Annotated in this window: 19 protein-coding genes; 10 read left to right on the top strand and 9 right to left on the bottom strand. The window is 65.3% G+C overall.

All coding sequences use genetic code 11. From position 1 onward, the window contains the following. The first annotated feature begins 64 nt into the window (after positions 1-64). Positions 65-544, top strand: coding sequence for a glutathione peroxidase (locus HV744_RS04035; protein ID WP_175148260.1), 480 nt, complete (start codon positions 65-67; stop codon positions 542-544). A 127-nt stretch (positions 545-671) separates the two neighbouring features. Here the strand turns inward: HV744_RS04035 and cls are convergent, their stop codons facing one another. The 6 genes from cls to dapC form a co-directional block, all read right to left on the bottom strand. Continuing rightward, a complete protein-coding gene (gene cls, locus HV744_RS04040; protein ID WP_175148261.1) occupies positions 672-2,126 on the bottom strand; it encodes a cardiolipin synthase in 1,455 nt (484 codons plus the stop codon). Positions 2,127-2,416: 290 nt separating this feature from the next. Continuing rightward, the gene (gene prmB / locus HV744_RS04045; protein WP_175148262.1) at positions 2,417-3,301 is read right to left on the bottom strand and encodes a 50S ribosomal protein L3 N(5)-glutamine methyltransferase; all 885 of its coding nucleotides are present in this window, start codon (positions 3,299-3,301) and stop codon (positions 2,417-2,419) included. 16 nt (positions 3,302-3,317) lie between these two features. Then, positions 3,318-4,457, bottom strand: coding sequence for a succinyl-diaminopimelate desuccinylase (gene dapE, locus HV744_RS04050; RefSeq protein WP_175148263.1), 1,140 nt, complete (start codon positions 4,455-4,457; stop codon positions 3,318-3,320). Positions 4,458-4,693: 236 nt separating this feature from the next. After that, positions 4,694-5,059: an ArsC family reductase gene (locus HV744_RS04055; RefSeq protein WP_175148264.1), complete on the bottom strand. Its 366-nt coding sequence runs from the start codon at positions 5,057-5,059 to the stop codon at positions 4,694-4,696. Then, on the bottom strand, positions 5,059-5,886 hold the full coding sequence (gene dapD / locus HV744_RS04060; RefSeq protein WP_175148265.1) for a 2,3,4,5-tetrahydropyridine-2,6-dicarboxylate N-succinyltransferase: 828 nt from the start codon (positions 5,884-5,886) through the stop codon (positions 5,059-5,061). Before dapD ends, HV744_RS04055 begins: the two co-directional genes overlap by 1 nt. Positions 5,887-5,976: 90 nt before the next feature. After that, positions 5,977-7,194: a succinyldiaminopimelate transaminase gene (dapC, locus tag HV744_RS04065; RefSeq protein ID WP_175148266.1), complete on the bottom strand. Its 1,218-nt coding sequence runs from the start codon at positions 7,192-7,194 to the stop codon at positions 5,977-5,979. A 530-nt stretch (positions 7,195-7,724) separates the two neighbouring features. Here dapC and HV744_RS04070 point away from each other — a divergent pair. From HV744_RS04070 to def, 5 genes are all read left to right on the top strand, one after another. Next, on the top strand, positions 7,725-8,720 hold the full coding sequence (locus tag HV744_RS04070; protein ID WP_175148267.1) for a DMT family transporter: 996 nt from the start codon (positions 7,725-7,727) through the stop codon (positions 8,718-8,720). Positions 8,721-8,878: 158 nt separating this feature from the next. Continuing rightward, complete coding sequence (gene smc / locus HV744_RS04075; protein WP_175148268.1) at positions 8,879-12,397, top strand: chromosome segregation protein SMC; 3,519 nt, start codon at positions 8,879-8,881, stop codon at positions 12,395-12,397. A 104-nt stretch (positions 12,398-12,501) separates the two neighbouring features. Next, entirely contained in the window at positions 12,502-13,824 is a 1,323-nt protein-coding gene (locus tag HV744_RS04080; RefSeq protein ID WP_175148269.1) for a cell division protein ZipA C-terminal FtsZ-binding domain-containing protein, read from the top strand. Between the two features lie 223 nt (positions 13,825-14,047). Further along, positions 14,048-16,114, top strand: a complete 2,067-nt coding sequence (ligA, locus tag HV744_RS04085) for an NAD-dependent DNA ligase LigA (RefSeq protein WP_175148270.1) — start codon at positions 14,048-14,050, stop codon at positions 16,112-16,114. Continuing rightward, the gene (gene def / locus HV744_RS04090) at positions 16,111-16,644 is read left to right on the top strand and encodes a peptide deformylase (RefSeq protein ID WP_175148271.1); all 534 of its coding nucleotides are present in this window, start codon (positions 16,111-16,113) and stop codon (positions 16,642-16,644) included. The genes ligA and def overlap by 4 nt, the downstream gene beginning before the upstream one ends. Before the next feature lie 144 nt (positions 16,645-16,788). On the opposite strand, the gene HV744_RS04095 is transcribed toward def, so the two are convergent. From HV744_RS04095 to map, 3 genes are read right to left on the bottom strand one after another with little or no spacing between them, the layout of a single operon-like run. Further along, the gene (locus tag HV744_RS04095; protein WP_175148272.1) at positions 16,789-18,630 is read right to left on the bottom strand and encodes a pseudouridine synthase; all 1,842 of its coding nucleotides are present in this window, start codon (positions 18,628-18,630) and stop codon (positions 16,789-16,791) included. Between the two features lie 6 nt (positions 18,631-18,636). Continuing rightward, positions 18,637-21,216, bottom strand: a complete 2,580-nt coding sequence (locus tag HV744_RS04100) for a [protein-PII] uridylyltransferase (protein WP_175148273.1) — start codon at positions 21,214-21,216, stop codon at positions 18,637-18,639. 30 nt (positions 21,217-21,246) lie between these two features. Further along, positions 21,247-22,056, bottom strand: coding sequence for a type I methionyl aminopeptidase (gene map / locus HV744_RS04105; protein WP_175148274.1), 810 nt, complete (start codon positions 22,054-22,056; stop codon positions 21,247-21,249). 561 nt (positions 22,057-22,617) lie between these two features. Between map and rpsB the strand changes: the two genes are divergently transcribed. The 4 genes from rpsB to frr all read left to right on the top strand — a co-directional run bounded on the left by rpsB (position 22,618) and on the right by frr (position 26,034). Further along, positions 22,618-23,370 (top strand): 30S ribosomal protein S2, encoded by a 753-nt coding sequence (gene rpsB, locus HV744_RS04110; RefSeq protein WP_028199373.1) that lies wholly within the window; start codon positions 22,618-22,620, stop codon positions 23,368-23,370. 194 nt (positions 23,371-23,564) lie between these two features. Further along, positions 23,565-24,446, top strand: coding sequence for a translation elongation factor Ts (tsf, locus tag HV744_RS04115; protein WP_175148481.1), 882 nt, complete (start codon positions 23,565-23,567; stop codon positions 24,444-24,446). 217 nt (positions 24,447-24,663) lie between these two features. Continuing rightward, entirely contained in the window at positions 24,664-25,377 is a 714-nt protein-coding gene (pyrH, locus tag HV744_RS04120) for a UMP kinase (RefSeq protein ID WP_013089703.1), read from the top strand. 96 nt (positions 25,378-25,473) lie between these two features. Next, complete coding sequence (gene frr / locus HV744_RS04125) at positions 25,474-26,034, top strand: ribosome recycling factor (protein WP_094778704.1); 561 nt, start codon at positions 25,474-25,476, stop codon at positions 26,032-26,034. The last annotated feature ends 53 nt before the right edge of the window (positions 26,035-26,087 follow it).

The raw sequence follows: 26,087 nt of genomic DNA on the forward strand, positions 1-26,087 counted from the left end.
CCGTTCGGCCGACTGTTTTGGCGCGGCTTTTGGCATAGACTGACGGCTTTCACCGGGGGAGCACATGACATCGATTTATTCATTTTCGGCACGTACGCTCGGCGGCGAGGAAACGAGCCTCACGCAGTATCAAGGCAAGGTGTTGCTGGTCGTCAATACGGCGAGCGAATGCGGATTCACGCCGCAGTATGCGGGCTTGCAAAAGCTGTATGACACCTATGCGGCGCGCGGGCTCGCGGTGCTCGGCTTTCCGTGCAACCAGTTCGGCAAACAGGAGCCGGGCGATGCCGCGCAGATCGGCAGCTTCTGCGAGAAGAATTATGGCGTGACCTTTCCGATGTTCGACAAGATCGACGTGAACGGTGCGAACGCGCATCCGCTGTTTCGCTATCTGACGGGCGAGGCGCCGGGTTTGCTGGGTCTTGAAGCGATCAAATGGAATTTCACCAAGTTCCTGATCGGCCGCGATGGCAATGTCGTCAAGCGCTATGCGCCGCTGACCAAGCCCGAGGCGATCACTGAGGACATCGAGAAGCTGCTGTAGCGGCGCTTTGGCGGGTGGCCGAATCCGTGGCCAAAATCGCAGCGGCGCGCCAGCGTGGTGCGCCGCTGCGCAATCGGCACGACGGTCGCGGCGCGGCCGGCGAGACTCGCACGTGGTGGCGCGGCGTCTACAGGATCGGCGAGAAGAGGCGCGCCACGTGCATCAGCACGCGCCGCAGCGCGCTCGCCTGCCGGTACTCGTTGCGGTCGATTTCAAGCGACTCGGCGAAATCGTTGCGCAGCATCGTTTCGACCTCCTGCGCGAAGCCGCGGTCCACGGTCAGCACCATGATCTCGAAGTTCAGCCGGAACGAGCGGTTGTCGAGATTGGCGCTGCCGACCGCGGCCGCCACGCTGTCGATCAGCACGACCTTCTGATGCAGGAAGCCCGGCTGGTAGCGGAAGATCCGGATGCCTGCGCGCAGCGAATCGTACGCATACAGCTTCGAGGCGGTGAACACCACCCGGTGATCGCGCCGGCTCGGAATCAGAATGCGCACGTCCACGCCGCGCAACACCGCGAGCCGCAGCGCCGAGAACACCGCTTCATCGGGTATCAGATAGGGCGTGGTGATCCAGATCCGCTCGCGCGCCGCGTTGATTGCTTCGACGAAAAAGAGCGAGCAGGTTTCCTGTTTGTCGGCCGGACCGCTCGGCACGACGAGGCAGTGCATGCCCTGGCCGTTTGGCGGGTCGGCCGGCGTAGCGGCGGGCGGCATGTCGAACTCGGGCAGCTGCTGCGTGGCCCAGTGCCAGTCCTCGGTGAAAACGAACTGGATGCTGGCGACCGCCGGGCCGCGAACCTCGATGTGCGTATCGCGCCACGGCGACAGCGGCGGCCTGCCGCCGAGATATTCGACGCCCACGTTATGACCGCCGACAAACGCGCGTTCGCCGTCCACCGAAACGATCTTGCGGTGATTGCGGAAGTTCAGTTGCAGACGGTTGACGAAGCGGCGATTGGTGGCGAACGGATGGATCTCCACGCCGCCCGCGCGTAGCGCCGCGACGTAGCGGTGGGGCAGATCGAAGCTGCCGATGCTGTCGTACAGGAAGTAGACGCGCACGCCTTGCTGCGCTTTGGCGATCAACGCGTCTTTGAACATCTCGCCGAGCGCATCGTCGCGCACGATGAAGAATTGCACGATCACGTAGTGACGCGCGCTCTCGATCGCTTCGAAGATGGCCTCGAAGGTGGCTGCGCCATTCACCAGCGTGCGTACGGAATTGCCCGGCAGAAACGGCATGCCGCCCAGACGCGTGAGCGAATGCACGAACCTGACGCCGAGCTGCTGCGTAGGCAGTCCCGCCGACGAAGCCCGCGTGTCCCATACCGGCGGATGCGCGCGCGTGCGCAGCAGTTCGTTTTCGACGCGGCGCGCGTCCGCATAGCCGGCGAACTTGCTGCGGCCGAGGAACAGATAGGGCACCAGCGTCAGATAAGGCATCGCGATCAGCGACACGGCCCACGCGATCGCGCCTTGCGAGGTACGGGTGTTGAGAATCGCGTGGCACGCCGCGACCACGCCGAGGATATGGGCGAGGGCGACCAGCGGGCCGACGTGAAGCAGGTCGAATGGCATAAGCTCGCGAAGAGTTGGCAAAGCGCTGCGTTTCAGGCGGTGGGCGCGGGCGACGGCGTTAAGCCGTGGTCTTGCGCCGCGGCATCAGGTGGTGGCCTTAAGCGGTGGCCTCGAGCAGTGGCTTCAACCGGTAGCCTCAAGTCAAGTTCAAGTAGTAGCGTCAAGCAGCAGCCAACGGCCTCAAGCAACCGGGGCCCGACGAGCCGCCTTGTGAAAAAACCGCTCAAACGCGGCACGCCCGGCACCCTCAAATGCCCGCCGCGCGCACCACGCCACCCAACAATAGAACCTCAGACCGGCAGATCCGCGGCCTGAATCAGGAACACATTGTCATCGCCGGCGCTGGTCGACATCCAGACCAGATCGAGGCCGCCGAAAGCCGCTTCGACGTTCTCGCGCTCGTTGCCGATCTCGACGACCAGCACGCCGTCTTCGGTGAGCCAGTTGCGCGCATCGGCGATGATCCTGCGCACGATGTCCATGCCGTCGGCGCCGCCCGCCAGCGCCATGTTCGGCTCGTGCTTGTATTCGGCGGGCAGTTCCTGCATCGACGCCGTGTTCACGTACGGCGGATTGCTGATGATCACGTCGTAGCGGCGCTCGGCGAGCGGCGCATACAGATCGCCTTCGAACAGCGCGACGCGGTCGTCGAGCTTGTAGTCCATCACGTTGCGCGTCGCGACTGCGAGCGCGGGCGCCGACAGGTCCACCGCATCGATATCCGCGTTCGGGAACGCGTGCGCCGCGAGAATCGCGAGGCAGCCCGAGCCGGTGCACAACTCCAGCACCGCGCTCACCTGCTCGGGATCTTCCACGTACGGCTGCAGGCCGTCCTGCAGCAATTCGCCGATGAACGAACGCGGCACGATCACGCGCTCGTCCACGTGAAAGCGAAAGCCATGCATCCACGCTTCCTGCGTGATGTACGCGGCCGGCACGCGTTCGGCGGCGCGGCGCTCGATCACGTTGAGCACGGCGTCGATTTCGGCCGCGCTCAAACGTGCGTCGAGAAACGGCTCCAGCAGGTCGAGCGGCAGATGCAGCGTGTGCAGGATCAGATAGGCGGCTTCGTCGTAGGCGTTGGCCGAGCCGTGGCCGAACGACAGTTCAGCCTGGTTGAAGCGCGATACCGCGAAACGCAGCAGGTCGCGGACAGTGGAAAACGGAAGCGTCATCGCAAATAGTCCTTGGTCAGGCGATCAGTTGTTCGAGCACGCGGCGATACACGTTCTTCAGCGGCTCGATGTGTGCGACTTCGATATGTTCGTCGATCTTGTGGATGCTGGCGTTCAGCGGGCCGAATTCGATCACCTGCTTGCAGATGCGCGCGATGAAGCGGCCGTCCGAGGTGCCGCCGGTGGTCGACAGTTCGGTGCTCACGCCGGTTTCGTCCTTGATCGCCGTGGCGAGCGCGTTCGACAGCTCGCCGCGCGGCGTCAGGAACGGCAGGCCGCTCACGTTCCATTGCAGATCGTAGTCGAGGCCATGTTTGTCGAGGATCGCGTGCACGCGCGCCTGCAAACCTTCGACTGTGCTGGCCGTCGAAAAGCGGAAGTTGAACATCACGTCCGCATGGCCGGGGATCACGTTGCTCGCGCCGGTGCCGCTGTGAATGTTCGACACCTGCCACGTGGTGGGCGGGAAGTATTCGTTGCCGTCGTCCCAGCGCTCGGCCACCAGCTCGGCCAGCGCGGGCGCGAGCAGATGCACCGGATTTTTCGCCAGATGAGGATAGGCGATATGGCCTTGCACGCCCTTGACGATCAGCTTGCCGGACATCGAACCGCGCCGGCCGTTCTTCACCGTGTCGCCGAACCGCGCGCTCGAAGTCGGTTCGCCGACGACGCAGTAGTCCATGCGCTCGCCGCGCGCCTGCAACGCTTCGACGACCTTGACGGTGCCGTCGGTGGCCGGGCCTTCTTCGTCGCTCGTGATCAGGAAGGCGATCGAGCCGCGATGCGCAGGGTGCGCCGCGACGAATTCCTCGCTCGCCACCACGAAGCCGGCGATCGACGCCTTCATGTCCGCCGCGCCGCGGCCGTACAGCTTGCCGTCGCGCCGGGTTGGCTCGAACGGCGCCGAGTGCCACTGTTCTTGCGGGCCGGTCGGCACCACGTCGGTATGGCCGGCGAACGCGAGCAGCTTGCCGCGCGTACCGTCGACGCCGCGTTTGACGGCCCACAGGTTGGTCACGCCGTTCGATTCGATCGTTTCGTGCTCGAAGCCGAGCGCGGACAGGCGCTCGATCAGGAGGCGCTGGCAGTGCTGATCGTCGGGCGTGACGGACGCGCGCGCGATCAGTTGTTCGGTAAGGGCGAGGGTGCCGGACATGGATTCAGTACAAGCCACTTTGAAATGAAAAAATGCCGGCTGGCGGTGGAACACCGCAGCCGGCAACAGCTTTTGAGCCACGCGGCAAGGCCGCGCTTGCTTCTTGTTGCATTCGGTCCTGGCTTCGGGTCTGACGGCAAAACGGGCGCCGAGGGCGGAGCCAACTTCTGCGCCAGCGCAACGCATTCAATCCCGCGCATCGGACCACGGGCCCGGGCACGCCAACCGCGTCGCGCTCAGGCGAACAGCGCGGCGTATTCGTGCGCGGCAAAACCGAGCGACTTGACCCGTCCGTTGACCACCAGCACCGGCCGCTTGATCACCGACGGCTTGTGGATCATCAACGCGATAGCGCCCGGCTGCGTGTCCGCGGCCGCCTTCATGTCGTCGGACAGGCCGCGCCACGTGGTGCCACGGCGGTTCAGCAACGCGTCGAGCTCCACGTCCTTCAGCCAGTCCTGCACCAGCGGCCCGGTCACGCCGGCCTTCTTGAAGTCGTGAAACTCGAACTCGACGCCGTGCTCTTCCAGCCACACGCGGGCCTTCTTCACGGTGTCGCAGTTCGGGATGCCGTAGACGACGGTTTTGGTGCCGCGCGCCATCAATCGCCTCGCAGCAGCTCGTTCAGGCCGACCTTCGCGCGCGTCCTGGCGTCGACCTTCTTGACGATCACCGCGCAGTACAGGCTGTGCGAGCCGTCTTTCGAAGGCAGGTTGCCCGCCACCACCACCGAGCCCGCCGGAATGCGGCCGTACGTGACTTCGCCGGTTTCGCGGTCGTAAATTTTGGTGCTCTGGCCGAGGTACACGCCCATCGAGATCACCGAGTTCTCTTCGACGATCACGCCTTCGACCACTTCCGAACGCGCGCCGATGAAGCAGTTGTCTTCGATGATGACCGGGTTCGCCTGCAGCGGCTCCAGCACGCCGCCGATGCCCACGCCGCCCGACAGGTGCACGTTCTTGCCGATCTGCGCGCACGAACCGACGGTGGCCCACGTGTCGACCATCGTGCCTTCGTCGACGTAGGCGCCGATGTTGGTGTACGACGGCATCAGCACGACGTTCTTCGCGATGAACGAGCCGCGGCGCGCGATCGCGGGCGGCACCACGCGGAAGCCGCCGGCGGCGAAGTCTTCAGCGGTGTAGCTGGCGAACTTCGACGGCACCTTGTCGTAGAACTGGCTGTAGCCGCCGGCCGGCATCGGCGCGTTGTCTTCGAGGCGGAACGACAGCAGCACGGCTTTCTTCAGCCATTGATTGACGACCCAGTCGCCGTCCTTCTTTTCGGCGACGCGCAGCGCGCCCTTGTCCAGTTGCTCGATCGCGTGGGCGACGGCTTCGCGCACGTCGGCCGGAGCGGCCTTCGGCGACAGTTCGGCGCGGTTTTCCCAGGCGGTGTCAATGATCTGCTGAAGTTGTTGCGACATATGCGTGCTTTTCTGAAGAGTTGAAGTCGGAAGAAGGCGATGCGGTGCGCCGGGAGCGGGTTCGCCAACGGTCAAAACCGTTGGCCGGACTCAACCGGCGAGCGCGCGGCAAAACTCGACGATCCGCTGGGCGCCCTGCGTGCATTCGTCGACGTCGGCGACCAGCGCGAGGCGCACGAAATTGCGGCCGGGGTTCACGCCATGCGCGGTACGCGCGAGGAACGAGCCCGGCAGAACCGTCACATTATAGTCGGCGTAAAGGCGCTGGGCGAACCCGGTGTCCGTGAGGCCGGTACGCGAGACGTCCGCCCACAGGTAGAACGCGGCGTCCGGCAGGCGCACGTCGAGCACTTCGGCGAGCATCGGCGTGACGGTGGAGAACTTCTGCAGGTACTTCGCGCGGTTCTCGCGCACGTGCGTTTCGTCGTTCCAGGCGGCGATGCTGGCGCTCTGGAACACGGTCGACAAGGCCGCGCCGTGGTAGGTGCGGTACAGCAGGAAGTCTTTCAGGATCGCCGCGTCGCCGGCCACGAAGCCCGAGCGCATGCCCGGCACGTTCGACCGCTTGGACAGGCTCGACAGCATGACCAGCCGCTCGAAGCCGCGGCCCAGCTTATGCGCGGCTTCGAGGCCGCCGAGCGGCGGCTTCGCTTCGTCGAAATAGATCTCGGAGTAGCACTCGTCCGACGCGATCACGAAGCCGTAGCGGTCCGACAGCGCGAACAGTTCGCGCCAGTCGTCGAGCGTGAGCACCGCGCCGGTCGGATTGCCGGGCGAGCACACGTACAGCAGCTGCGTGCGGGCCCAGATGTCGGCCGGCACCGCCGCGTAGTCGCAGGCGAAGTTGCGCGCCGGGTCGCTATTGACGAAGTACGGCTGTGCGCCGCCGAGAATCGCCGCGCCTTCATAGATTTGGTAGAACGGGTTCGGACAGAGTACGATCGCAGGCTCGCCGTCGGCATTGCGCTGCGGGTCCAGCACGGTCTGCGCGAGGGCGAACAGCGCCTCGCGCGAGCCCGACACCGGCAGCACCTGGGTCGCCGGATCGATCGGTGGCAGGTTGTAGCGCTGCGTGACCCATTTCGCGATCGACTCGCGCAGCGCCGGCGTTCCGATCGTGGCCGGATACGCGGCGAGGCCGCCGAGCGAAGCCACCACGGCGTCGCGGATCAGCGTCGGCGTAGGATGTTTCGGTTCGCCGATGCCGAAGCTGATATGCGTGAGGCCGGCCGGCGGCGTGACGTCCTTGAAAAGCACGCGCAGCTTTTCGAACGGGTAGGGCTGGAGGGAGTCGAGTAGCGGGTTCACTGGGCGGATCGAGCCTGATCGAAGAGGGGCGCAGACGGATGCAGGAAGAAGCCGGGCACGCGCGCCGGTGGCGCAGCGCATTCAATGCGCGAGGCGAACCGGCCGGCAGCGGCGGCGAGCGGGTGATTATAGCGTGGGGCGCGCAGCCTGGCGTGACGGCCAGGCGTTGGCAGGCGTGGTGTGGCAACGGGCGTGGGCAATCCGTGGCCTCACCGCCCCGCGAGGTAACACACAGTGGCAGAACACGGTGCGCCGTCAAGCAGCGGCGCAACCCGCCAGGCGGCGTATTGAATGCGTTGCAGCGGGAACGACGCGAACCCCCGACGGTTCGCGCAAAAAGAAGCAGGAGCAGCAATGTACGCAGCAGTCCCGGAGACGGTCGGACGAAGCGGGCGCGAGCCCGCCGCGGTTGGTGACGGCAACAACATGAAGAGCAACACCCCGAGCAATCTTCCGAACAACCCAGCGAGCAAGCCCGCGAGCAAGCCCGCGAGCAACCCCGCGCGCGACTCCGCAAGGAGCCTTGCGCGATGAACAACTGGCTTCGCAACGGCTGGCCGACGCTCGCAATCATGCTGGGCGCGTCGGTGTGGGGAATGATCTGGTATCCGCTGCGCATGCTGGCGGCCCTCGGGGTCACCGGCACCGCGGCCAGCGCGCTGACCAGCGGCGCCGGTTGCCTGTTCGTGCTGCTGGTGCGCCATCGCGCGCTCAAGACCGTGCGCTGGCACTGGCTGCTGCCGGCACTCGCGTTGGCCGCGGGCATCACCAACCTCGGCTTCGTGTGGGGCTCGATCCACGGCCAGGTGATGCGCGTGCTGCTGCTGTTCTACCTCACCCCCGCATGGACCGCGCTGTTCGCACACTTCATCCTGCATGAACGGCTGACGTGGTCGGGCGCGGGTCTTGCCGCGCTGTCGCTGGCCGGCGCGATGACCATGTTGTGGTCGCCCCGGTTGGGGCTCCCGGTGCCCGGCAATCTCGCCGAATGGGCGGGCCTCGCGGGCGGCATGGGCTTCGCGATGAGCAACGTGCTGATCCTCAAGACAAGCCGCGTGCTGCCGGAGATGAAGCCGGAAATGCGCACCGCGACGATCTTCGGCGGCGCGGCGCTGTTCAGCGCGTGCGCGTCGCTGTTCGAAGCGATGCCCGCGCCGCCCACCGGCGCGCATCTCGGCACCGCCGCGTGGCTCGTGATCGGCCTCGGCCTGCTGCTGGCGTCGAACAACATGCTGGTGCAATACGGGCTCGCGCGCGTGCCGGCCAACCGGGCGTCGATCATCATGCTGTTCGAGATCGTGGTTACCGCGTTGTCCGCATGGCTGTTTGCCGGGGAGACGCCTGGCCCGCGCGAATGGGCCGGCGGCGTGTGCATCGTGCTGGCTTCGGCGTTGTCCAGCTGGGTCCACCGGACCAAGGTGCTGCCGCCCGATCCGGCCACCGAGGACGTGAGCCTCGCCGACGACCTCGATAGCGATCGCAACGACCGTAAGGGCGGTAAGAATCGCCCACGTGCGATGGTATGATTGCCCCTCATTAGCCGGCGCATGCCTGAGCGCGTACAGCCGGCGCGCGTGATCCGAGGGTTTGCGGGGTTCGCGGGCCGTGTCGCTGCATCGGCGAACGGCTCACGCGGCCTTCACGAGCCACCTATTATTTTCCCTTTTCAAACAGCGAAATCGCCGTGCGTCTGACCTCGATCAAACTCGCTGGCTTCAAGTCATTCGTCGATCCCACGCATTTCCAGGTTCCGGGCCAGCTAGTCGGCGTGGTCGGACCGAACGGGTGCGGCAAGTCCAACATCATCGACGCCGTGCGCTGGGTGCTCGGCGAATCGCGCGCCTCCGAGCTGCGCGGCGAGTCGATGCAGGACGTGATCTTCAATGGCTCGACCGCGCGCAAGCCGGGTAGCCGCGCCAGCGTCGAACTCGTGTTCGACAACGCCGACGGCCGCGCCGCCGGCCAGTGGGGCCAGTATGCCGAAATCGCCGTCAAGCGCGTGCTCACGCGCGACGGCACCTCGAGCTACTACATCAACAATCTGCCGGCGCGTCGCCGCGACATCCAGGACATCTTCCTCGGCACCGGCCTCGGGCCGCGCGCGTACGCGATCATCGGGCAGGGCATGATCGCGCGGCTGATCGAAGCGAAGCCGGAAGAGCTGCGCGTGTTCCTCGAAGAAGCCGCCGGCGTGTCGAAGTACAAGGAACGCCGCCGCGAAACCGAGAACCGTCTGCACGACACGCGCGAGAATCTGACGCGGGTCGAGGACATCGTCCGCGAACTGGGCACCAACCTCGAGAAGCTCGAAGCGCAGGCGATCGTCGCCACGCGCTACAAGGAACTGCAGACCGACGGCGAAGAGAAGCAGCGTCTGTTGTGGCTGTTGCGCAAGAACGAGGCGGGCAGCGAGCAGGAACGGCAGCAACGTGCGATCGAACAGGCGCAGATCGACCTCGAGGCGCAAACCGCGAAGCTGCGCGAAGTCGAAGCGCAACTCGAAACGCTGCGGGTCGCGCACTACTCGGCCAGCGACGTGATGCAGGGCGCGCAAGGCGCGCTGTACGAGGCGAATTCGGAAGTCAGCCGGCTCGAAGCCGAGATCAGGTTCATCGTCGAATCGCGCAACCGCGTGCAGGCGCAGATCGCCGCGCTGACCGCGCAGCGCGAGCAGTGGCAGTCGCAAGCCGAAAAGGCGCAGGGCGACATCGAAGACGCTGAAGAACAGCTGGTCGTCGCCGAAGAAAAAGCCGCGCTCGCCGAAGACGAAGCTGCCGCGAAGCACGACGCGATGCCCGCGCTCGAAGCGCGCTGGCGCGACGCGCAGACGGAGCTGAACGCGGAGCGCGGCGGGATCGCGCAGACCGAACAGGCTTTGAAGCTCGAAGCCGCGCATCAGCGCAATGCCGACCAGCAGTTGCAGCAGTTGCAGCAGCGTCACGAGCGCCTGAAGTCGGAAGCGGGCGGTCTCGACGCACCCGACGAAGCGCAGCTCGAAGACCTGCGCATGCAGCTCGCCGAACACGAAGAGATCCTGCACGACGCGCAAGCCCGTCTCGCCGACGCGCAGGAAACCCTGCCGCGCCTCGACGGCGAGCGCCGCGCCGCGCAGGAGCGCGTGCAGGCCGAAGGCGCGCAGATTCATCAGCTCGACGCGCGCCTGGCCGCGCTCAAGCAGTTGCAGGAAAACGTCCAGACCGAAGGCAAGATCCAGCCGTGGCTCGAAAAGCACGAACTGGGCGGCCTGCCGCGTCTGTGGAAGAAGCTGCACGTCGAAGCCGGTTGGGAAACCGCGCTCGAAGCGGTGCTGCGCGAGCGGCTCGCCGCGCTCGAAGTGTCGAACCTCGACTGGGTCAAGGCGTTCGCCACCGATGCGCCGCCCGCCAAGCTCGCGTTCTACGCACCGCCGGTGGCCGGGCAGCCGGCCGCCACGCCGCCCGCGTTGCGGCCGCTGTTGTCGCTGGTGCGGATCGACGACGCGGGCATTCGCGCGGTGCTGAACGACTGGCTCGGCCTCGCGTTCGTCGCCGACGACCTGCAACAGGCGCTCAGCATGCGCTCGCAATTGCCGGAAGGCGGCTCGTTCGTCGTGAAGGCGGGCCACGTGGCGACGCGCGTCGGCGTGCAACTGTATGCCGCCGATTCCGAACAGGCCGGCATGCTGGCCCGTCAGCAGGAAATCGAAAACCTCGCGCGCCAGGTGCGCGCGCAGGCGTTGCTCGCCGACGAAGCGAAGGCCGCCGCGATCCGCGCCGAAGCCGCGCACACGCAAGCCGCGCAAGCGCTGACCGACTTGCGTCAGCAGGCCGAGCGCGCGACGCAGCGCGTGCACGCGTTGCAGATGGGTGTGCTCAAGCTCACCCAGGCGCACGAGCGTTACACGCAGCGCAGCACGCAGATTCGCGAGGAACTCGCAGAGATCACCGGGCAGATCGAAGAGCAGCGCGCGATGCGTGCGGAATCGGAAGCGAACTTCGAGCGGCACGACGGCGAACTCGCTGAATTGCAGGCGCGTTTCGAAGACCACCAACTGGCCTTCGAAGGGCTCGACGAAGTGCTCACCGCCGCGCGCGGCCAGGCGCGCGACCTCGATCGTGCCGCCACCGATGCGCGCTTCGCCGCGCGCAACATGGCGAACCGCATCGACGAACTGAAGCGCAGCATCCAGGTCGCGCATGAGCAGAGCGAGCGCGTTGCGGTGTCGCTGGAAGATGCGCGCGCCGAGCTGGAAACGATCAACGAGCAGACCGCGCACACCGGCTTGCAGGACGCGCTCGACATCCGTTCGGTCAAGGAAGAAGCGCTGCACGCCGCGCGCCTCGAACTCGACGATCTGACCGCCAGGCTGCGCGCCGCCGACGAAACCCGTCTCACCGCCGAGCGCGCGCTGCAACCGCTGCGCGAGCGCATCAACGAATTGCAGTTGAAGGAACAGGCCGCGCGTCTGAGCGGCGAGCAGTTCATCGAGCAACTCGCCGAGGCGGGTGTCGACGAGGCCGAGTTGCAGGCCAGGCTCACGCCGGACATGAAGCCGTCGTACCTGCAAGGCGAAGTCACGCGCATCAACAACGCGATCACCGCGCTCGGCCCGGTCAACATGGCCGCGCTCGACGAACTGAAGGCGGCGACCGAGCGCAAGACGTTCCTCGACTCGCAATCGGCCGACCTGACCAGCGCAATCGAAACGCTCGAGGACGCGATCCGCAAGATCGACGCGGAAACGCGCACGCTGCTGCAAGGCACCTTCGACGAAGTGAACCGTCATTTCGGCGAACTGTTCCCGCGTCTGTTCGGCGGCGGCCAGGCGAAGCTGATCATGACCGGCGACGAGATTCTCGACGCCGGCGTGCAGGTGATGGCGCAGCCGCCAGGCAAGAAGAATTCGACGATTCACCTGCTGTCGGGTGGCGAAAAAGCGCTGACCGCCACCGCACTGGTGTTCGCGATGTTCCAGCTGAATCCGGCGCCGTTCTGTCTGCTCGACGAAGTGGACGCGCCGCTCGACGACGCCAACACCGAGCGTTTCGCGAACCTCGTACGGGCGATGTCGGACAAAACCCAGTTCCTGTTCATCTCGCACAACAAGATCGCCATGGAAATGGCGCAACAGTTGATCGGCGTGACCATGCAGGAGCAGGGCGTGTCGCGCATCGTGGCGGTCGACATGGAAACCGCGGCCGGTTTCGCCCAGAATATCGTTTAAGTTGAGCCTTCGCGGGCGCCCGCGGTTCAGCAGCGGCCAACGCCGCGCGACACGTGGAGCGGGCGCATAGCCGCGCAGATAGAAGAATTGCTGATGGAGCATGCATGGACGAGTTGACACTCGGTTTGATCGGCGCGGGTGCCGTGGTGGTCGGAGGCGTGGTCGTGTACAACGCGTGGCAGGGCGCGAAGGTGCGTCGCAAGATGCCGCGGCCCATGCCGGCCGAGACCGCCGAAAGCTTCGCGCGGGACGATCAGGAGGAACAGAGCCCGTTCATCGAACCGGCGCGGCCGACTACGCGGCGCGAACCGGTGGTGGGTGCCGAAGCGGCTGCGGAAACGGCGTCGGCGCGCGTCGAGCCGACGTTTGGCGCGGTGGCCGCCGCGCCGCTCGATACGCCGGCCGATATCCAGGCCGATACGGTCACACCGAATGGCTATCCGGAAGCCGAGGGGGTGGCCGAAGCCGAAGGTGGTCATGCGGCCGAGGCCGGCGAGGTTGACCGCGCCGGCGAGGCTGGCAAAGCCACGCAGCCGGCGCATGGCGCGCGCGGCGCCGACGAACCGGTCGAGCCGATTCTGCCCGCCGCCACGACGATCTCTTCGGCACCGCCGGCTATCGTGGACCGCCGGATCGACTGCATCGTGCCGATTCGCCTGAACGGCCCGGTCGCCGGCGACAAGGTGATACCGCTCGCGCAGCGCCTGCGCCGCGCCGGCAGCAAGCCGGTGCATATCGAAGGCAAGCTCGAAGGCGGCGCGTGGGAGTTGCTGCAAAACGGCGCGCGCTACGAAGAACTGCGCGCGGCCGCGCAACTGGCCAATCGCAGCGGCGCGCTCAACGAACTGGAGTTCTCGGAGTTCGTGACCGGCGTGCAGCATTTTGCCGACGCGCTCGACGCAGCGCCGGAATTCCCCGACATGCTCGAAACGGTCGCGATGGCGCGCGAACTCGACGGGTTCGCCGCGCAGTGCGATGCGCAGTTGTCGATCAACGTGCTGTCCGACGGCGCGCCGTGGTCGGCCAATTACGTGCAGGCGGTGGCGTCCCAGGACGGCTTGCTGCTGTCGCGCGACGGCACGCGTTTCGTCAAGCTCGACGCCCGCCAGAGGCCGGTGTTCATGCTGCAATTCGGCGACACCAACTTCCTGCGCGACGACCTCACCTACAAGGGCGGCCAGATGATCACGCTGGTGCTCGATGTGCCGGTCGCCGATGAAGACATCCTGCCGTTCCGGCTGATGTGCGACTACGCGAAATCGTTGGCCGAGCGCATCGGCGGACGGGTGGTCGACGACGGCCGCCGTCCGTTGCCGGAAACCGCGTTGCTCGCGATCGAGAAACAGTTGATGACGCTCTACGCGAAACTCGAGCAGGCGGGGATTCCGGCGGGTTCGCCGGCCACGCGGCGTTTGTTCAGCCAGTAAGCCGCACGATTTTCCTTGATGTCTGCGACGGCCGCACAATGTGCGGCCGTCGTCGTTTGGAGCGTGACTTGCGCAGCGTTGGCGGCGGCGCGTTCACGCGCCGCCGCGAGGCGAAGGCGAGCGCGCCGAAACTCGCCCGAAACCGTCCATTCGGCCGATGTAAAGGGGCACGCTTCCTGCGATAATCCAATGTCCGAATTTCACCGAAGAACCGTCCGACAGCATGGCCCGAACCCCCGTCTCTTCCCCAGCACCCAGCGCTCCGGCCGAGCGGGCCGCGTGGCTGCGCGCGGAACTCGAACGCGCGAACTACGCGTACTACGTGCTCGACCAGCCGGATCTGCCGGACGCGGAATACGACAAGCTGTTCAAGGAACTGCAGAGCATCGAGACGCAGCATCCGGATCTGATCGTGCCGGATTCTCCCACCCAGCGCGTGGGCGGCGAGGCGGCCAGCGGCTTCGAGCAGGTCGTGCACGATCAGCCGATGCTGTCGCTGAACAACGGTTTCGCCGATGAGGACATCGTCGCGTTCGACAAACGCGTCGGCGACGCGCTCGGCAAGAACGCGAGCGAGCCGCCGGTGCCGGTTGATTACGCGGCCGAATTGAAGTTCGACGGCCTCGCGATCTCGCTGCGTTACGTCGACGGTGTGTTCGTCCAGGCCTCCACGCGCGGCGACGGCACCACCGGCGAGAATGTCACCGAAAACGTCCGCACGATCCGCTCCATTCCGCTCAAGCTCAAAGGCAAGCGCGTGCCGCAGGTGCTCGACGTGCGCGGCGAAGTGCTGATGTTCAGGCGCGACTTCGAACGCCTGAACGAACGCCAGCGCGCCGCAGGGCAAAAGGAATTCGTCAATCCGCGCAATGCCGCGGCGGGCAACCTGCGACAGCTCGATTCGAAGATCACCGCGCAGCGGCCCCTGTCGTTTTTCGCTTATGGCATCGGCGTGCTCGACGGTATCGAGATGCCTGCCACCCATAGCGAACTGCTCGACTGGTACAAGGAACTCGGCTTGCCGGTGAACGGCGAACGGGCGGTGGTGCAGGGCGCCGAAGGTTTGCTGGGCTTCTTCCGCGCGGTCGGCGAGAAGCGCGACACGCTGCCCTACGACATCGACGGGGTGGTCTACAAGGTCAACCGGCGCGACGAACAGGACGCGCTCGGCTTCGTGTCGCGCGCTCCGCGTTTTGCGCTGGCGCACAAATTCCCCGCGCAGGAAGCGCTGACCCGGCTCGTCGCGATCGACGTGCAGGTCGGCCGCACCGGCGCGATCACGCCGGTGGCGCGGCTGGAGCCAGTGTTCGTCGGCGGTGCGACGGTCACGAACGCCACGCTGCATAACGAAGACGAAGTGCGCCGCAAGGATATCCGCATCGGCGACACGGTGATCGTGCGGCGCGCCGGCGACGTGATTCCTGAAGTGGTGAGCGCGCTGCTCGACCGCCGCCCGCACGACGCCCGCGAATTCGTGATGCCGACGCAGTGCCCGGTGTGCGGTTCGAGCATCGAGCGGCTGCCCGACGAGGCGATTGCTCGCTGTACCGGCGGCCTGTTCTGTCCGGCGCAGCGCAAGCAGGCGCTGTGGCACTTCGCGCAGCGGCGCGCGCTCGATATCGACGGGCTCGGCGAAAAGATCATCGATCAACTGGTCGAGCAGAATCTGGTGCGTACGCCGGCCGATCTGTTCAACCTCGGCTTTGCGACGCTTGCCGAACTCGACCGCTTCGCCGAGAAGTCCGCGCAGAACCTGCTCGACTCGCTCGAAAAGGCCAGGCACACCACGCTGGCGCGCTTCATCTACGCACTCGGCATTCGCCACGTGGGGGAATCGACGGCGAAAGATCTGGCGAAGCATTTCGGCTCGCTGGACCCGATCATGGACGCGTCGGTCGAAGCACTGCTGGAAGTCAACGATGTCGGGCCGGTGGTCGCCGAATCGATTCATCAGTTTTTCGCCGAAGAGCACAACCGCACGGTGATCGAGCAACTGCGCGCACCGGGCAAGGTCACATGGCCGGAAGGACCGCCCGCGCCGAAGGCGCCGCAAGGCGTGCTGGCCGGCAAGACCGTGGTGCTGACCGGCACCTTGCCGAGCCTCGCGCGCGAAGAGGCGAAGGAAATGCTCGAAGCGGCCGGCGCGAAAGTGGCGGGTTCCGTGTCGAAGAAAACGGACTATGTGGTGGCGGGGGCCGAAGCGGGCAGCAAGTTGGCGAAGGCCGAGGAACTCGGCATCCCCGTCCTCGACGAAGATGGTATGCGTAAGCTCCTGGAGGGGCAGTCATGATCCGCGAAATTCTCAAGATGGGCGACCCGCGCCTTTTGCGTATTGCCGATCCGGTCGATCACTTCGACACGTCCGAACTGCATGAACTCGTCAAAGACATGTTCGAGACCATGCATGATGCGAACGGCGCGGGCCTCGCCGCGCCGCAGGTCGGCGTCAATCTGCAGGTGGTGATCTTCGGCTTCGCGAAGAACGAGCGCTATCCGGACGCGCCGCCGGTGCCGGAGACAGTGCTGATCAACCCGACCATCACGCCGGTCTCGCTCGATATGGAAGAGGGGTGGGAAGGCTGTCTGTCGGTGCCGGGCTTGCGCGGCGCGGTGAGCCGGTTTTCGATGATCAAGTATCACGGCTTCGATCAGTATGGCAAACCGATCGACCGGGTGGCCGAGGGCTTCCATGCGCGCGTCGTGCAGCACGAGTGCGATCACCTGATCGGCAAGCTGTATCCGATGCGGATCAACGATTTCGCGAAGTTCGGCTTCACGGAAGTGCTGTTTCCGGATATGGATCCGAACAGCGACGATTGACGCTGTTTTCTGGTCTGCCGCAGCGGGATCACATAACTGTGAGGGCTGCCGGCAACAAAAAACCCACGCATTTGCGTGGGCTTTTTGCTGGGCGAATCCTGCGTTCTTCGAGCGCCTGTCCGTATTGAACAGGCGCTCGCGGCGTCAGAACGATTCGTCGGCCGACAGATAGCGCCATTGGCCCGGCGGCAGCGCACCGAGCATCACGCGACCCATCCGCACGCGCTTCAGGCCAATCACTTCGAGCCCGACCAGTTCGCACATCCGGCGAATCTGGCGCTTCTTGCCTTCGCGTAGCACGAAACGCAACTGCTCGCCGTTTTGCCAGTTGACCTGCGCGGGTTTCAGCGGCACGTCGTCGAGCGACAGGCCGTGGCACAGCAGCGCGAGGCTTTCGGGCGGGAAGTGGCTCTCGACGTCGGTGCTGTGCTCGCCGTAGGCCACGCGCACCAGATACTCCTTGTCGATCTCCGAATGGCCGCCGACCAGTTGCTTGGCGATGCGGCCGTCCTGCGTCAACACCAGCAGGCCCGTCGAGTCGATGTCCAGACGGCCGGCCGGCGCGAGCTGGCGCAGATGCGCGACCGAGAAGCGGATCTCCGAGTGATCGCCTTCCCAGCGATTCTCCGGCGTGACCAGCGTGATGGCCGGCTGATAGCCGTCTTCCGCCTGGCCCGAGACCAGACCAACGGGCTTGTGAATCAGCACCGTCACCTGGCTTGCTTGCGCGGCTTCGGCGGCGGGGTCGATCTCGATGCGCTGATCCGGGCGAACCTTGGTGCCGAGCGTGTCGACGCGCTCGCCGTCCACCAGCACCCAGCCTTTTTCGATCCACTCGTCGGCTTCGCGGCGCGAGCACAGGCCGAGTTCGGACATCAGTTTCGACAGGCGCAGCATGCCCGGCGCGTCTTCGTAATCGCGACGCGGCGTGCGCGGGGCGGCATCGGCGTCGATGTCGGTGTCGCGCCGCTCGGCTCGTGCTGCCGATGCGGAGCCGCGCGGCTTGTCGGCGCGTGCCGGCCGGTCGTCGCCGAAGCGGCGGGGCGCGGACGGCACTGTTCTGTCGAAGCTGCGGACCGGGCGCTCGCCACGCTCGGTGCGTTCACCGCTGCGGGCCGGGCGGTCGCCGAATTCGCGTTTGGCCGGCGTCCGCTCACCACGGCCGCCGCGTTCACCACGGTCGTCGCGCGGAGCGCGTGCCGGACGGTCCGAGCGGTCGCCGTAGCCGCTTTTCGCGGGTTTTGCGACGCTGCGTTCGCCACGTTCGGACGAGCCGCGCTCGCCTTCGAAACGACGCGGCGCGCTGTCGCTGCGCGGTCCCCGCTCGCTGCTGCGGCGTTCTTGCGGAGCCCCGCGGTCGCTGCCGAAACGGGGGCGATCGGATGCGTCGCGCTCGCGGCGCACCGGACGTTCGCCACGCGGGCCGCCTTCCGACGGACGGCCTGCGCCGCCCGGACGCGGACCGCTGAACGGGCGGCGTTCGCCGTCGTCGCGGCGCGGGGGGCGGTCGCCGCGATCCCCAGCGCCTTCGAAACGGCGGGGTCCGCGTTCACCGCGATCGCCAGCGCCTTCAAGGCGGCGCGGCGCACCTTGGCCGCGCTCACCTTCAGTGCGGCGCGGAACCCGTTCACCACGCTCACCGCCTTCAAACCGGCGCGGCGCACCGCCAGCCCCTTCGCGGCGCGGCGGCCGATCCGACGTCGCACGGCGCGGCGCGCCCGCGGCGCCCGCATCCCGCTCGCGCGAAAACGACCCTTCAGCGCGTGGCGCGCGCGCACCGCCCGTCGCCGGCTTACCGCCAGCCGGCCGTTTGCCGCCGCTACCCGCTGCGCCAGCGCCTTCGCCCCGCGCCCCGCTGAAGCCCGCCGTCGACGGTTTCGGTCCCGCCGGGCGCGTCGGCTTACGCGCCGACGTGCTACCGGTACGGACAGGGGCGCGTTCGGACGAAGCCGGCCGCGGGTGCTTGGCTGTTAATTTGACTCGCATGAAATCTCACACTGCAATCGCGCGCAGCAGTTCGGTCTCGACCTGAATTTGCAGGCGGTTGTCCGACAGACCGTGTCCATCCAGCAGGAACACGTCTTCGACGCGTTCGCCGAGCGTATTGATCCGCGCCGAGGCGACGCCGACCCGGTGCTCGGCCAGCACGCGCGCGATCGAATAAAGAAGGCCTGGCCGGTCGTTCGCCGACACGGACAGGATGTAGTATTGGCCGCGCTCGTCGGCCCGAAGATCGACGCGCGGCGTGACAGGGAAGGTCCGCGACAGCCTCGACAAACGGCCTTTCGACGGTCCCGGCAGCAGGGTTCCGTGGCCGGCGAGGCGGGCGGTCAGTTCCTGTTCGACCAGATTGGCAATATCGCGATAATGCACGTCTTCTTCGGTATGCGCGACGAGGAAATTATCGAGCGCGTACCCGTGACGGGTCGTGCTGACCCGCGCATCGAGCACCGACAAGCCATTGCGGTCGAAATACGCGCAAATGCCGGCGAACAGATCGGGCTGGTCCTTCACGTACACCAGCACCTGAAGCGCCTCGCCGATCGGCGACGGACGAGCCCGGACGATCGGCGTCGGCGTTTCGACATGACGATATAACACGCGTGTTTGCCACGCGATATCCGCCGCGTCGTGGCGCAGGAAATAGCCGATGTCGAGCTTGTCCCACAGCGCCCGTTGCGCGCCTTCCGGCACGGTTTCGAGGCGCAGCAGCGCGAGCGCCTCTTCCTGGCGGGACTTCAGTTCCGAATGCGCGTCCGGCCGCGCGCCGCCGAGCACCGCCAGGGTGGTGCGGTACAGGTCTTCGAGCAGCTTGCCTTTCCACGTGTTCCAGACTTTCGGGCTGGTGCCGCGGATGTCGGCCACGGTCAGCAGATAGAGTGCGGTCAGCCGCCGCTCGGTGCCGACCAGTTCGGCAAAGCGCCTGATCACTTCCGGGTCGCTCGTATCCTGCTTCTGCGCGACCTGGCTCATCGTCAGATGCTGTTGCACCATCCACACGACCAGCTCGCCGTCCTCGCCCTCGATGCCGTGCTGGCGGCAGAAGCGCCGCGCGTCGACCATGCCGAGCGTGGAGTGGTCACCGCCGCGGCCCTTGGCGATATCGTGGAACAGCGCCGCCACGTACAGCACCCATGGCCGCTCGAGGTTGGCGATCAACTGGCTGCAGAATGGATACTCGTGCGCGTGCTCGGCCACCGCGAAGCGGCGCAGGTTGCGCAGAACCATCAGGATGTGCTGGTCGACGGTGTAGACGTGATACAGGTCATGCTGCATCTGTCCGACGATGCGGCGGAAATTCAGCAGATATCGCCCGAGCACGCTGGTCTGGTTCATCAAACGCAAGGCGTGCGTGATGCCCGCCGGCTGCTTCAGGATGTCCATGAACAGACGGCGGTTTTCCGGGTCGCGCCGCCAGTGCTGATCCATCACGTCGCGCGCGTTGTAGATCGCGCGCAGCGTGCGCGCCGACAAACCCTTGACGCCGGGCGTCTGTTCGTACAGCAGGAAGGCCTCGAGGATTGCGTTCGGTTCGCGCTGGAACACGTCGTCGCTGGCAATTTCCAGCATGCCCTGCTTTTCGACGAAGCGGTCGGACAGCACGCGCGTAATGCCGCTCGTGCTGGGGAAGAGCTGCGCCTCGATGTTCTGGATCAGAATCGTCGCGAGCTGCGTGACGGCCTTGGCGGACCAGTAATAGCGGCGCATCAGCTGTTCGCTCGCGCGCTTGGTGACGGTCGGCTTGTAGCCGAAGCTCTCGGCCACCGGCGTCTGCAGGTCGAACACCATGATGTCCTGACGACGCCCGGCGATCACATGCAGCCGCGCGCGCAGTGCCTTCAGGAAGCCTTCGTTGTGGCGCAGTTCGCGCGCTTCGCGCTCGGTGATCAGCCCGCGCGCTTCGAGTTCGCGCCAGCTGCTGCCGAAACCGGCTGCCTGGGTGATCCAGAGAATCAGCTGAAGGTCGCGCAGGCCGCCCGGGCTTTCCTTGATGTTGGGTTCGAGCGCGTACGGCGTGTCCTGAAACTTCGCGTGACGCTGGCGCATTTCCAGCACCTTCGCCTGGAAGAATGCCTTCGGATCGAGCGCCGCGCGGTAACGCTTCGCGAAGTCGTCGAACAGCGCCGCGCTGCCCGTGATGCGCCGCGCTTCGAGCAGCGAGGTGCGCACAGTGACATCGTTGGCGGCTTCTTCGAGACATTGCGACACGCTGCGCACGCTGCTGCCGAGTTCCAGCCCCAAATCCCACGCGAGGCTGATAAAGCGTTCGATGCGCGCTTGCAGATGCTCGATCGGCGCGTCGGGCAGCAGCACGAGGATGTCGATGTCGGAGTGCGGCGCCAGTTCGCCCCGCCCATAGCCGCCGACGGCCAGCAGCGCCAGCTCGCCCGGCAGTTCGCAGGTGTCCCACGCGGCGCGCAGCGAGTCGTCGGTGGCGCGTGCGAGGGCGGCCATCAACGCATCGACGTTGGTGGCCGTTTTAAAGCGTTCCAGCAACTGGGCTTTGGCCACTTTGTAGTCCGCCTTGAGCGACGTGGCATGGGATTGGGCGACGACTGGAACACTACTCATTGGCAGGCGGGCGGTGAGGTCGGAGGTCGGTCAGGCGGTGGCCGCGACGACCGGCGGCCGCGCAGGCGTGCCGGCGGAAACGGTCAGCACATCGTAGCCGGTTTCCGTGACGAGCACGGTGTGTTCCCACTGCGCCGACAGGCTGCGGTCCTTGGTCTTGACGGTCCACTGGTCGGGCATGGTGCGGATGTCGCGGCGGCCGGCGTTGATCATCGGCTCGATCGTGAAGATCATGCCGGCTTGCAGTTCGAGCCCGGTGCCGGGACGGCCGTAGTGCAGAACCTGCGGATCTTCGTGGAACACCGTGCCGATGCCGTGGCCGCAATATTCGCGCACCACGCTGTAGCCCTGGCCCTCCGCATGCTTCTGGATCGCATGGCCGACGTCGCCGAGATGCGCGCCCGGGCGCACCTGGTCGATGCCGAGCCACATGCATTCGAAAGTGGTCTGGACCAGCCGCTTGGCCAGGATCGAGCCTTCGCCGACGATGAACATGCGGCTCGTGTCGCCGAAATAGCCTTCCTTGATCACGGTGATGTCGATGTTCAGCGCATCGCCGTTCTTCAGCGCCTTGTCGCCGGGAATGCCGTGGCAGATCACGTCGTTGACGGAAATGCAGGTGGCTTTCGGATAAGGCGGATAGCCGGGCGGCTGATAATTCAGCGGCGCCGGTACCGTGCCCTGTTCCTTCAGCATGTATTCGTGGCACAGGCGGTCGAGTTCGCCGGTCGTGACGCCGGCCTTGACGAACGGCGTGATGTAGTCGAGCACTTCGCTAGCGAGCTTGCAGGCGACGCGCATCTGCGCGATATCGTGTTCGTTTTTGAGCGTAATAGCCATGAGTCGGGCCTGAAATGCGATTTATTCCGGGATTATCGCACCATATCCTGGCTGCCGCAGGCTTTTGCGACGGGGCTGGCGCGTTTTGCGGGCGCTTTTGCTAGCGGCCCGCGCGCAGGTTGGGGTGGACTCTGTGCGTGGCGGTGCGGGCGGCCTGCGTGGACTTAAGCAGGTATTACATCTGTTTGCGCTTCGGCAGCCTTTGCGACGCACGTTGGTGACGCTGCAAACCCACTGGTGCAACCCGCTGCGGCAAACGGGAGCCGCCAGGCAGGTTGAGTCGGCCGATAGTCGCGTGCTATACTCTTTGGCTAAGTCGATCTATGTCCTGTTTTGTTATCTCGTATGACTGTCTTATATGAGGCGAAAGCGAGGCAAAAGCGGGCAGGAAAGGCTTCTCATACCGCTGGTTGCCTGCGCTATGAGGTGAAAGGAAAGGCAGTACCAAGGCAGCAGACTCGCAAGCCGGCGCACCCAGGGTGTCCGCCGCGTTCCAGCCAGAGAAGGCGGGCGCGGCCGATACGGCGGCCGGCTTAAGACCCAACCCTCGCGGAGATTTTCATGGCAGTTACCATGCGTCAAATGCTGGAAGCCGGTGTCCACTTCGGTCACCAAACGCGCTTCTGGAACCCGAAGATGGCCCCCTTCATTTTCGGTCATCGCAACAAGATTCACATCATCAACCTCGAAAAGACGCTGCCGATGTACAACGACGCGCTGAAATACGCGCGTCAACTGGCAGCGAACCGCGGCACGATCCTGTTCGTCGGCACGAAGCGTCAATCGCGCGACACGATCGCTGAAGAAGCGCAACGCGCTGGCATGCCGTTCGTCAACGCACGCTGGCTCGGTGGCATGCTCACCAACTTCAAGACGCTGAAGGTATCGATCAAGCGCCTGAAGGACATGGAAGCAGCGCTGGAAGCAGGCGAAACCGAACGCATGAGCAAGAAGGAAGCGCTGCTGTTCGAACGTGAAATGGCCAAGCTGCAAAAGTCGATCGGCGGCGTGAAGGACATGGGCGGCATTCCGGACGCGATCTTCGTGGTCGACGTCGGCTACCACAAGATTGCCGTCACCGAAGCCAACAAGCTCGGCATTCCGGTCATCGCCGTGGTCGACACGAACCACTCGCCGGAAGGCATCGACTACGTGATCCCGGGTAACGACGACGCCAGCAAGGCTGTCGCTCTGTACACCGCAGGCGTGGCTGACGCGATCCTCGAAGGCCGTGCGAACGCGGTCAACGAAGTGGTGCAGGCTGCCCGTGGCGGCGACGGCGACGAGTTCGTCGAGGTCAACGGGGAAGCGTAAACCTGCCCCGTGTCCGGCAAAAAAGGGGGCTTTCTACAGGCCCCCTTTTTTTAAGTCGCGACATTGTAGTGGGGCGCTGCAAGCGGCGCCCAACGCGTTGTCCGTAAAAAAATACGCGGGACGCTGAAACGAATTCTTGCCGCCGGTATCGAAGTGCGGGCGGCGTGTGACAGACGGAACTCAAGGAGCAAATGATGGCGGCAATTACCGCAAGCATGGTTGCAGAACTGCGCGCAAAGACCGACGCGCCGATGATGGAATGCAAGAAGGCGCTGACGGAAGCTGACGGCGACATGGCGCGCGCTGAAGAGCTGCTGCGCGTGAAGCTGGGTAACAAGGCCAGCAAGGCGGCGTCGCGCGTGACGGCTGAAGGCGTGGTCGCATCGTTTATCGGCGGCAACGCGGGTTCGCTGGTCGAACTGAACTGCGAAACCGACTTCGTTTCGAAGAACGACGACTTCCTGGCTTTCTCGAAGAAGGTCGCCGAGCTGGTCGCCACGCAAAACCCGGCTGACGCCGCTGCCCTGTCGGCACTGCCGCTGGACGGCTCGACGGTCGACGCAGTGCGCCTCGCGCTGGTCGGCAAGATCGGCGAAAACCTGTCGATCCGCCGTTTCGTGCGCTTCGACACGGCTAACAAGCTGGCAGCGTACCTGCACGGCACGCGCATCGGCGTGCTGGTCGAGTACACCGGCGCGGACGAGCAGGTCGGCAAGGACGTGGCAATGCACATCGCCGCGATGAAGCCGGTTTCGCTGTCGTCGGACGACGTCCCGGCGGACCTGATCGCGAAGGAACGCAGCATCGCTGAACAGAAGGCTGCCGAATCGGGCAAGCCGGCTGAAATCGTCGCCAGGATGGTCGACGGCAGCGTGCAGAAGTACCTGAAGGAAGTGTCGCTGCTGAACCAGACGTTCGTTAAGAACGACAAGCAGACGATCGAACAGATGCTGAAGGCTGGCAACGCGAGCGTGCAGAAGTTCGCGCTGTTCGTAGTCGGCGAAGGCATCGAGAAGAAGCAGGACGACTTCGCAGCAGAAGTGGCCGCGCAAGTCGCTGCTGCAAAGCAACAATAAGTCTTACCCAAGCTTCGAGTAGTACTGTTGGACCCGCGGCGGAGCAAGACTTTGCCGCGGTCGGCAGCGCCGCAAGGCTGCGCGCGGGTTGACCCTCGCCGCGTAGCCGCCCGCGGACCTGAGGGTCCGTCAATTTGGCGACGCTTGCCCGAATCAGCATTTCACCCCTACATTAGTCCCTTGTTGTTGCCCTGTTCTGCGCGATCTGGATACCTCTATGCCCACTGCTTACAAACGCGTCCTGCTCAAACTTTCCGGTGAAGCTCTGATGGGCGACGATGCCTTCGGCATCAATCGCGCGACCATCGAACGAATGGTGGCGGACGTGGCCGAAGTGGTCCGTCTCGGAACGCAGCTGGCCGTGGTGATCGGTGGCGGCAATATTTTCCGCGGCGTCGCGGGCGGCGCGGCCGGTATGGATCGTGCGACAGCCGACTACATGGGCATGCTGGCCACGATGATGAACGCGCTGGCGTTGCAGGACGCGATGCGCCACGCCGGCATCGAGGCGCGCGTGCAATCGGCGCTGCGCATGGACCAGGTGGTCGAGCCGTACATCCGGCCCCGCGCGATTCGCCAGCTCGAAGAAGGCAAAGTCGTGATTTTCGCGGCCGGCACCGGCAACCCGTTCTTCACGACCGACACGGCCGCCGCGCTGCGCGGCTCGGAAATCGGCGCGGAAGTCGTGCTGAAGGCAACCAAGGTGGACGGCGTCTATTCGGCCGATCCCAAGAAAGATTCGAGTGCTACCCGCTACACCACGATCAGCTTCGACGAGGCGATCGGCCGCAATCTGCAGGTGATGGATGCCACGGCGTTCGCGCTGTGCCGCGACCAGAAGCTGCCGATCCGGGTTTTTTCGATCGTCAAGCCGGGCGCGCTCAAGCGCATCGTACTAGGCGAGGACGAGGGTACCCTCGTCCACGTGTAAACTCTCGTTCACATAACGTGGGCTTTGACGCGAGCCCAAGCCGCCGCATCGCGCGCTGGCCGACTCGCACCGTTTTGAAGGTTCGGAGGTTTGAAAATGTCTGTGGCTGATATCAGGAAGGGCGCTGAACAAAAGATGCAGCGTTCCATCGACGCGTTCAAGAACGACCTGTCGAAGATCCGCACGGGCCGTGCACACACGGGCCTGCTCGATCATATCCAGTGCGACTACTACGGTTCGCCGGTGCCGATTTCGCAGGTTGCGAACCTCACGCTGATCGACGCACGCACGATCGGCGTGCAGCCGTGGGAAAAGAAGATGGTGCAGGTCGTCGAAAAGGCGATCCGCGAGTCGGACCTCGGTCTGAACCCGGCCACGCAAGGCGACGTGATCCGCGTGCCGATGCCCGCGCTGACCGAAGAACGCCGTCGCGAACTGACCAAAGTGGTCAAGAGCGAAGCGGAAACGGCCAAGGTTGCGGTCCGCAACCTGCGTCGCGATGCAAACGAGCAACTGAAGAAGCTCGTGAAAGACAAGGAAATTTCAGAAGACGACGAGCGTCGTGCAGGCGACGACGTTCAGAAGCTGACGGACAGGTTCGTCGCTGAAATCGACAAACTCGTCGTGACGAAAGAAGCCGAGATCATGACGGTGTGAGGCCGCAGGGCTCCGCACTGTCACGATTCCACTTCTTTATTTGCAGTCACTGT

This window comes from Paraburkholderia ultramafica (assembly GCF_902859915.1).
Classification (GTDB): Bacteria; Pseudomonadota; Gammaproteobacteria; order Burkholderiales; family Burkholderiaceae; genus Paraburkholderia; species Paraburkholderia ultramafica.

Bases quoted from the DNA above. Each gene is read 5' to 3' on its own strand.
- HV744_RS04035 (WP_175148260.1), top strand. From the start codon at position 65: ATGACATCGATTTATTCATTTTCGGCACGTACGCTCGGCGGCGAGGAA.
- cls (WP_175148261.1), bottom strand. From the start codon at position 2,126: ATGCCATTCGACCTGCTTCACGTCGGCCCGCTGGTCGCCCTCGCCCAT.
- prmB (WP_175148262.1), bottom strand. From the start codon at position 3,301: ATGACGCTTCCGTTTTCCACTGTCCGCGACCTGCTGCGTTTCGCGGTA.
- dapE (WP_175148263.1), bottom strand. From the start codon at position 4,457: ATGTCCGGCACCCTCGCCCTTACCGAACAACTGATCGCGCGCGCGTCC.
- HV744_RS04055 (WP_175148264.1), bottom strand. From the start codon at position 5,059: ATGGCGCGCGGCACCAAAACCGTCGTCTACGGCATCCCGAACTGCGAC.
- dapD (WP_175148265.1), bottom strand. From the start codon at position 5,886: ATGTCGCAACAACTTCAGCAGATCATTGACACCGCCTGGGAAAACCGC.
- HV744_RS04070 (WP_175148267.1), top strand. From the start codon at position 7,725: ATGAACAACTGGCTTCGCAACGGCTGGCCGACGCTCGCAATCATGCTG.
- HV744_RS04080 (WP_175148269.1), top strand. From the start codon at position 12,502: ATGGACGAGTTGACACTCGGTTTGATCGGCGCGGGTGCCGTGGTGGTC.
- ligA (WP_175148270.1), top strand. From the start codon at position 14,048: ATGGCCCGAACCCCCGTCTCTTCCCCAGCACCCAGCGCTCCGGCCGAG.
- def (WP_175148271.1), top strand. From the start codon at position 16,111: ATGATCCGCGAAATTCTCAAGATGGGCGACCCGCGCCTTTTGCGTATT.
- HV744_RS04095 (WP_175148272.1), bottom strand. From the start codon at position 18,630: ATGCGAGTCAAATTAACAGCCAAGCACCCGCGGCCGGCTTCGTCCGAA.
- HV744_RS04100 (WP_175148273.1), bottom strand. From the start codon at position 21,216: ATGAGTAGTGTTCCAGTCGTCGCCCAATCCCATGCCACGTCGCTCAAG.
- map (WP_175148274.1), bottom strand. From the start codon at position 22,056: ATGGCTATTACGCTCAAAAACGAACACGATATCGCGCAGATGCGCGTC.
- rpsB (WP_028199373.1), top strand. From the start codon at position 22,618: ATGGCAGTTACCATGCGTCAAATGCTGGAAGCCGGTGTCCACTTCGGT.
- tsf (WP_175148481.1), top strand. From the start codon at position 23,565: ATGGCGGCAATTACCGCAAGCATGGTTGCAGAACTGCGCGCAAAGACC.
- pyrH (WP_013089703.1), top strand. From the start codon at position 24,664: ATGCCCACTGCTTACAAACGCGTCCTGCTCAAACTTTCCGGTGAAGCT.
- frr (WP_094778704.1), top strand. From the start codon at position 25,474: ATGTCTGTGGCTGATATCAGGAAGGGCGCTGAACAAAAGATGCAGCGT.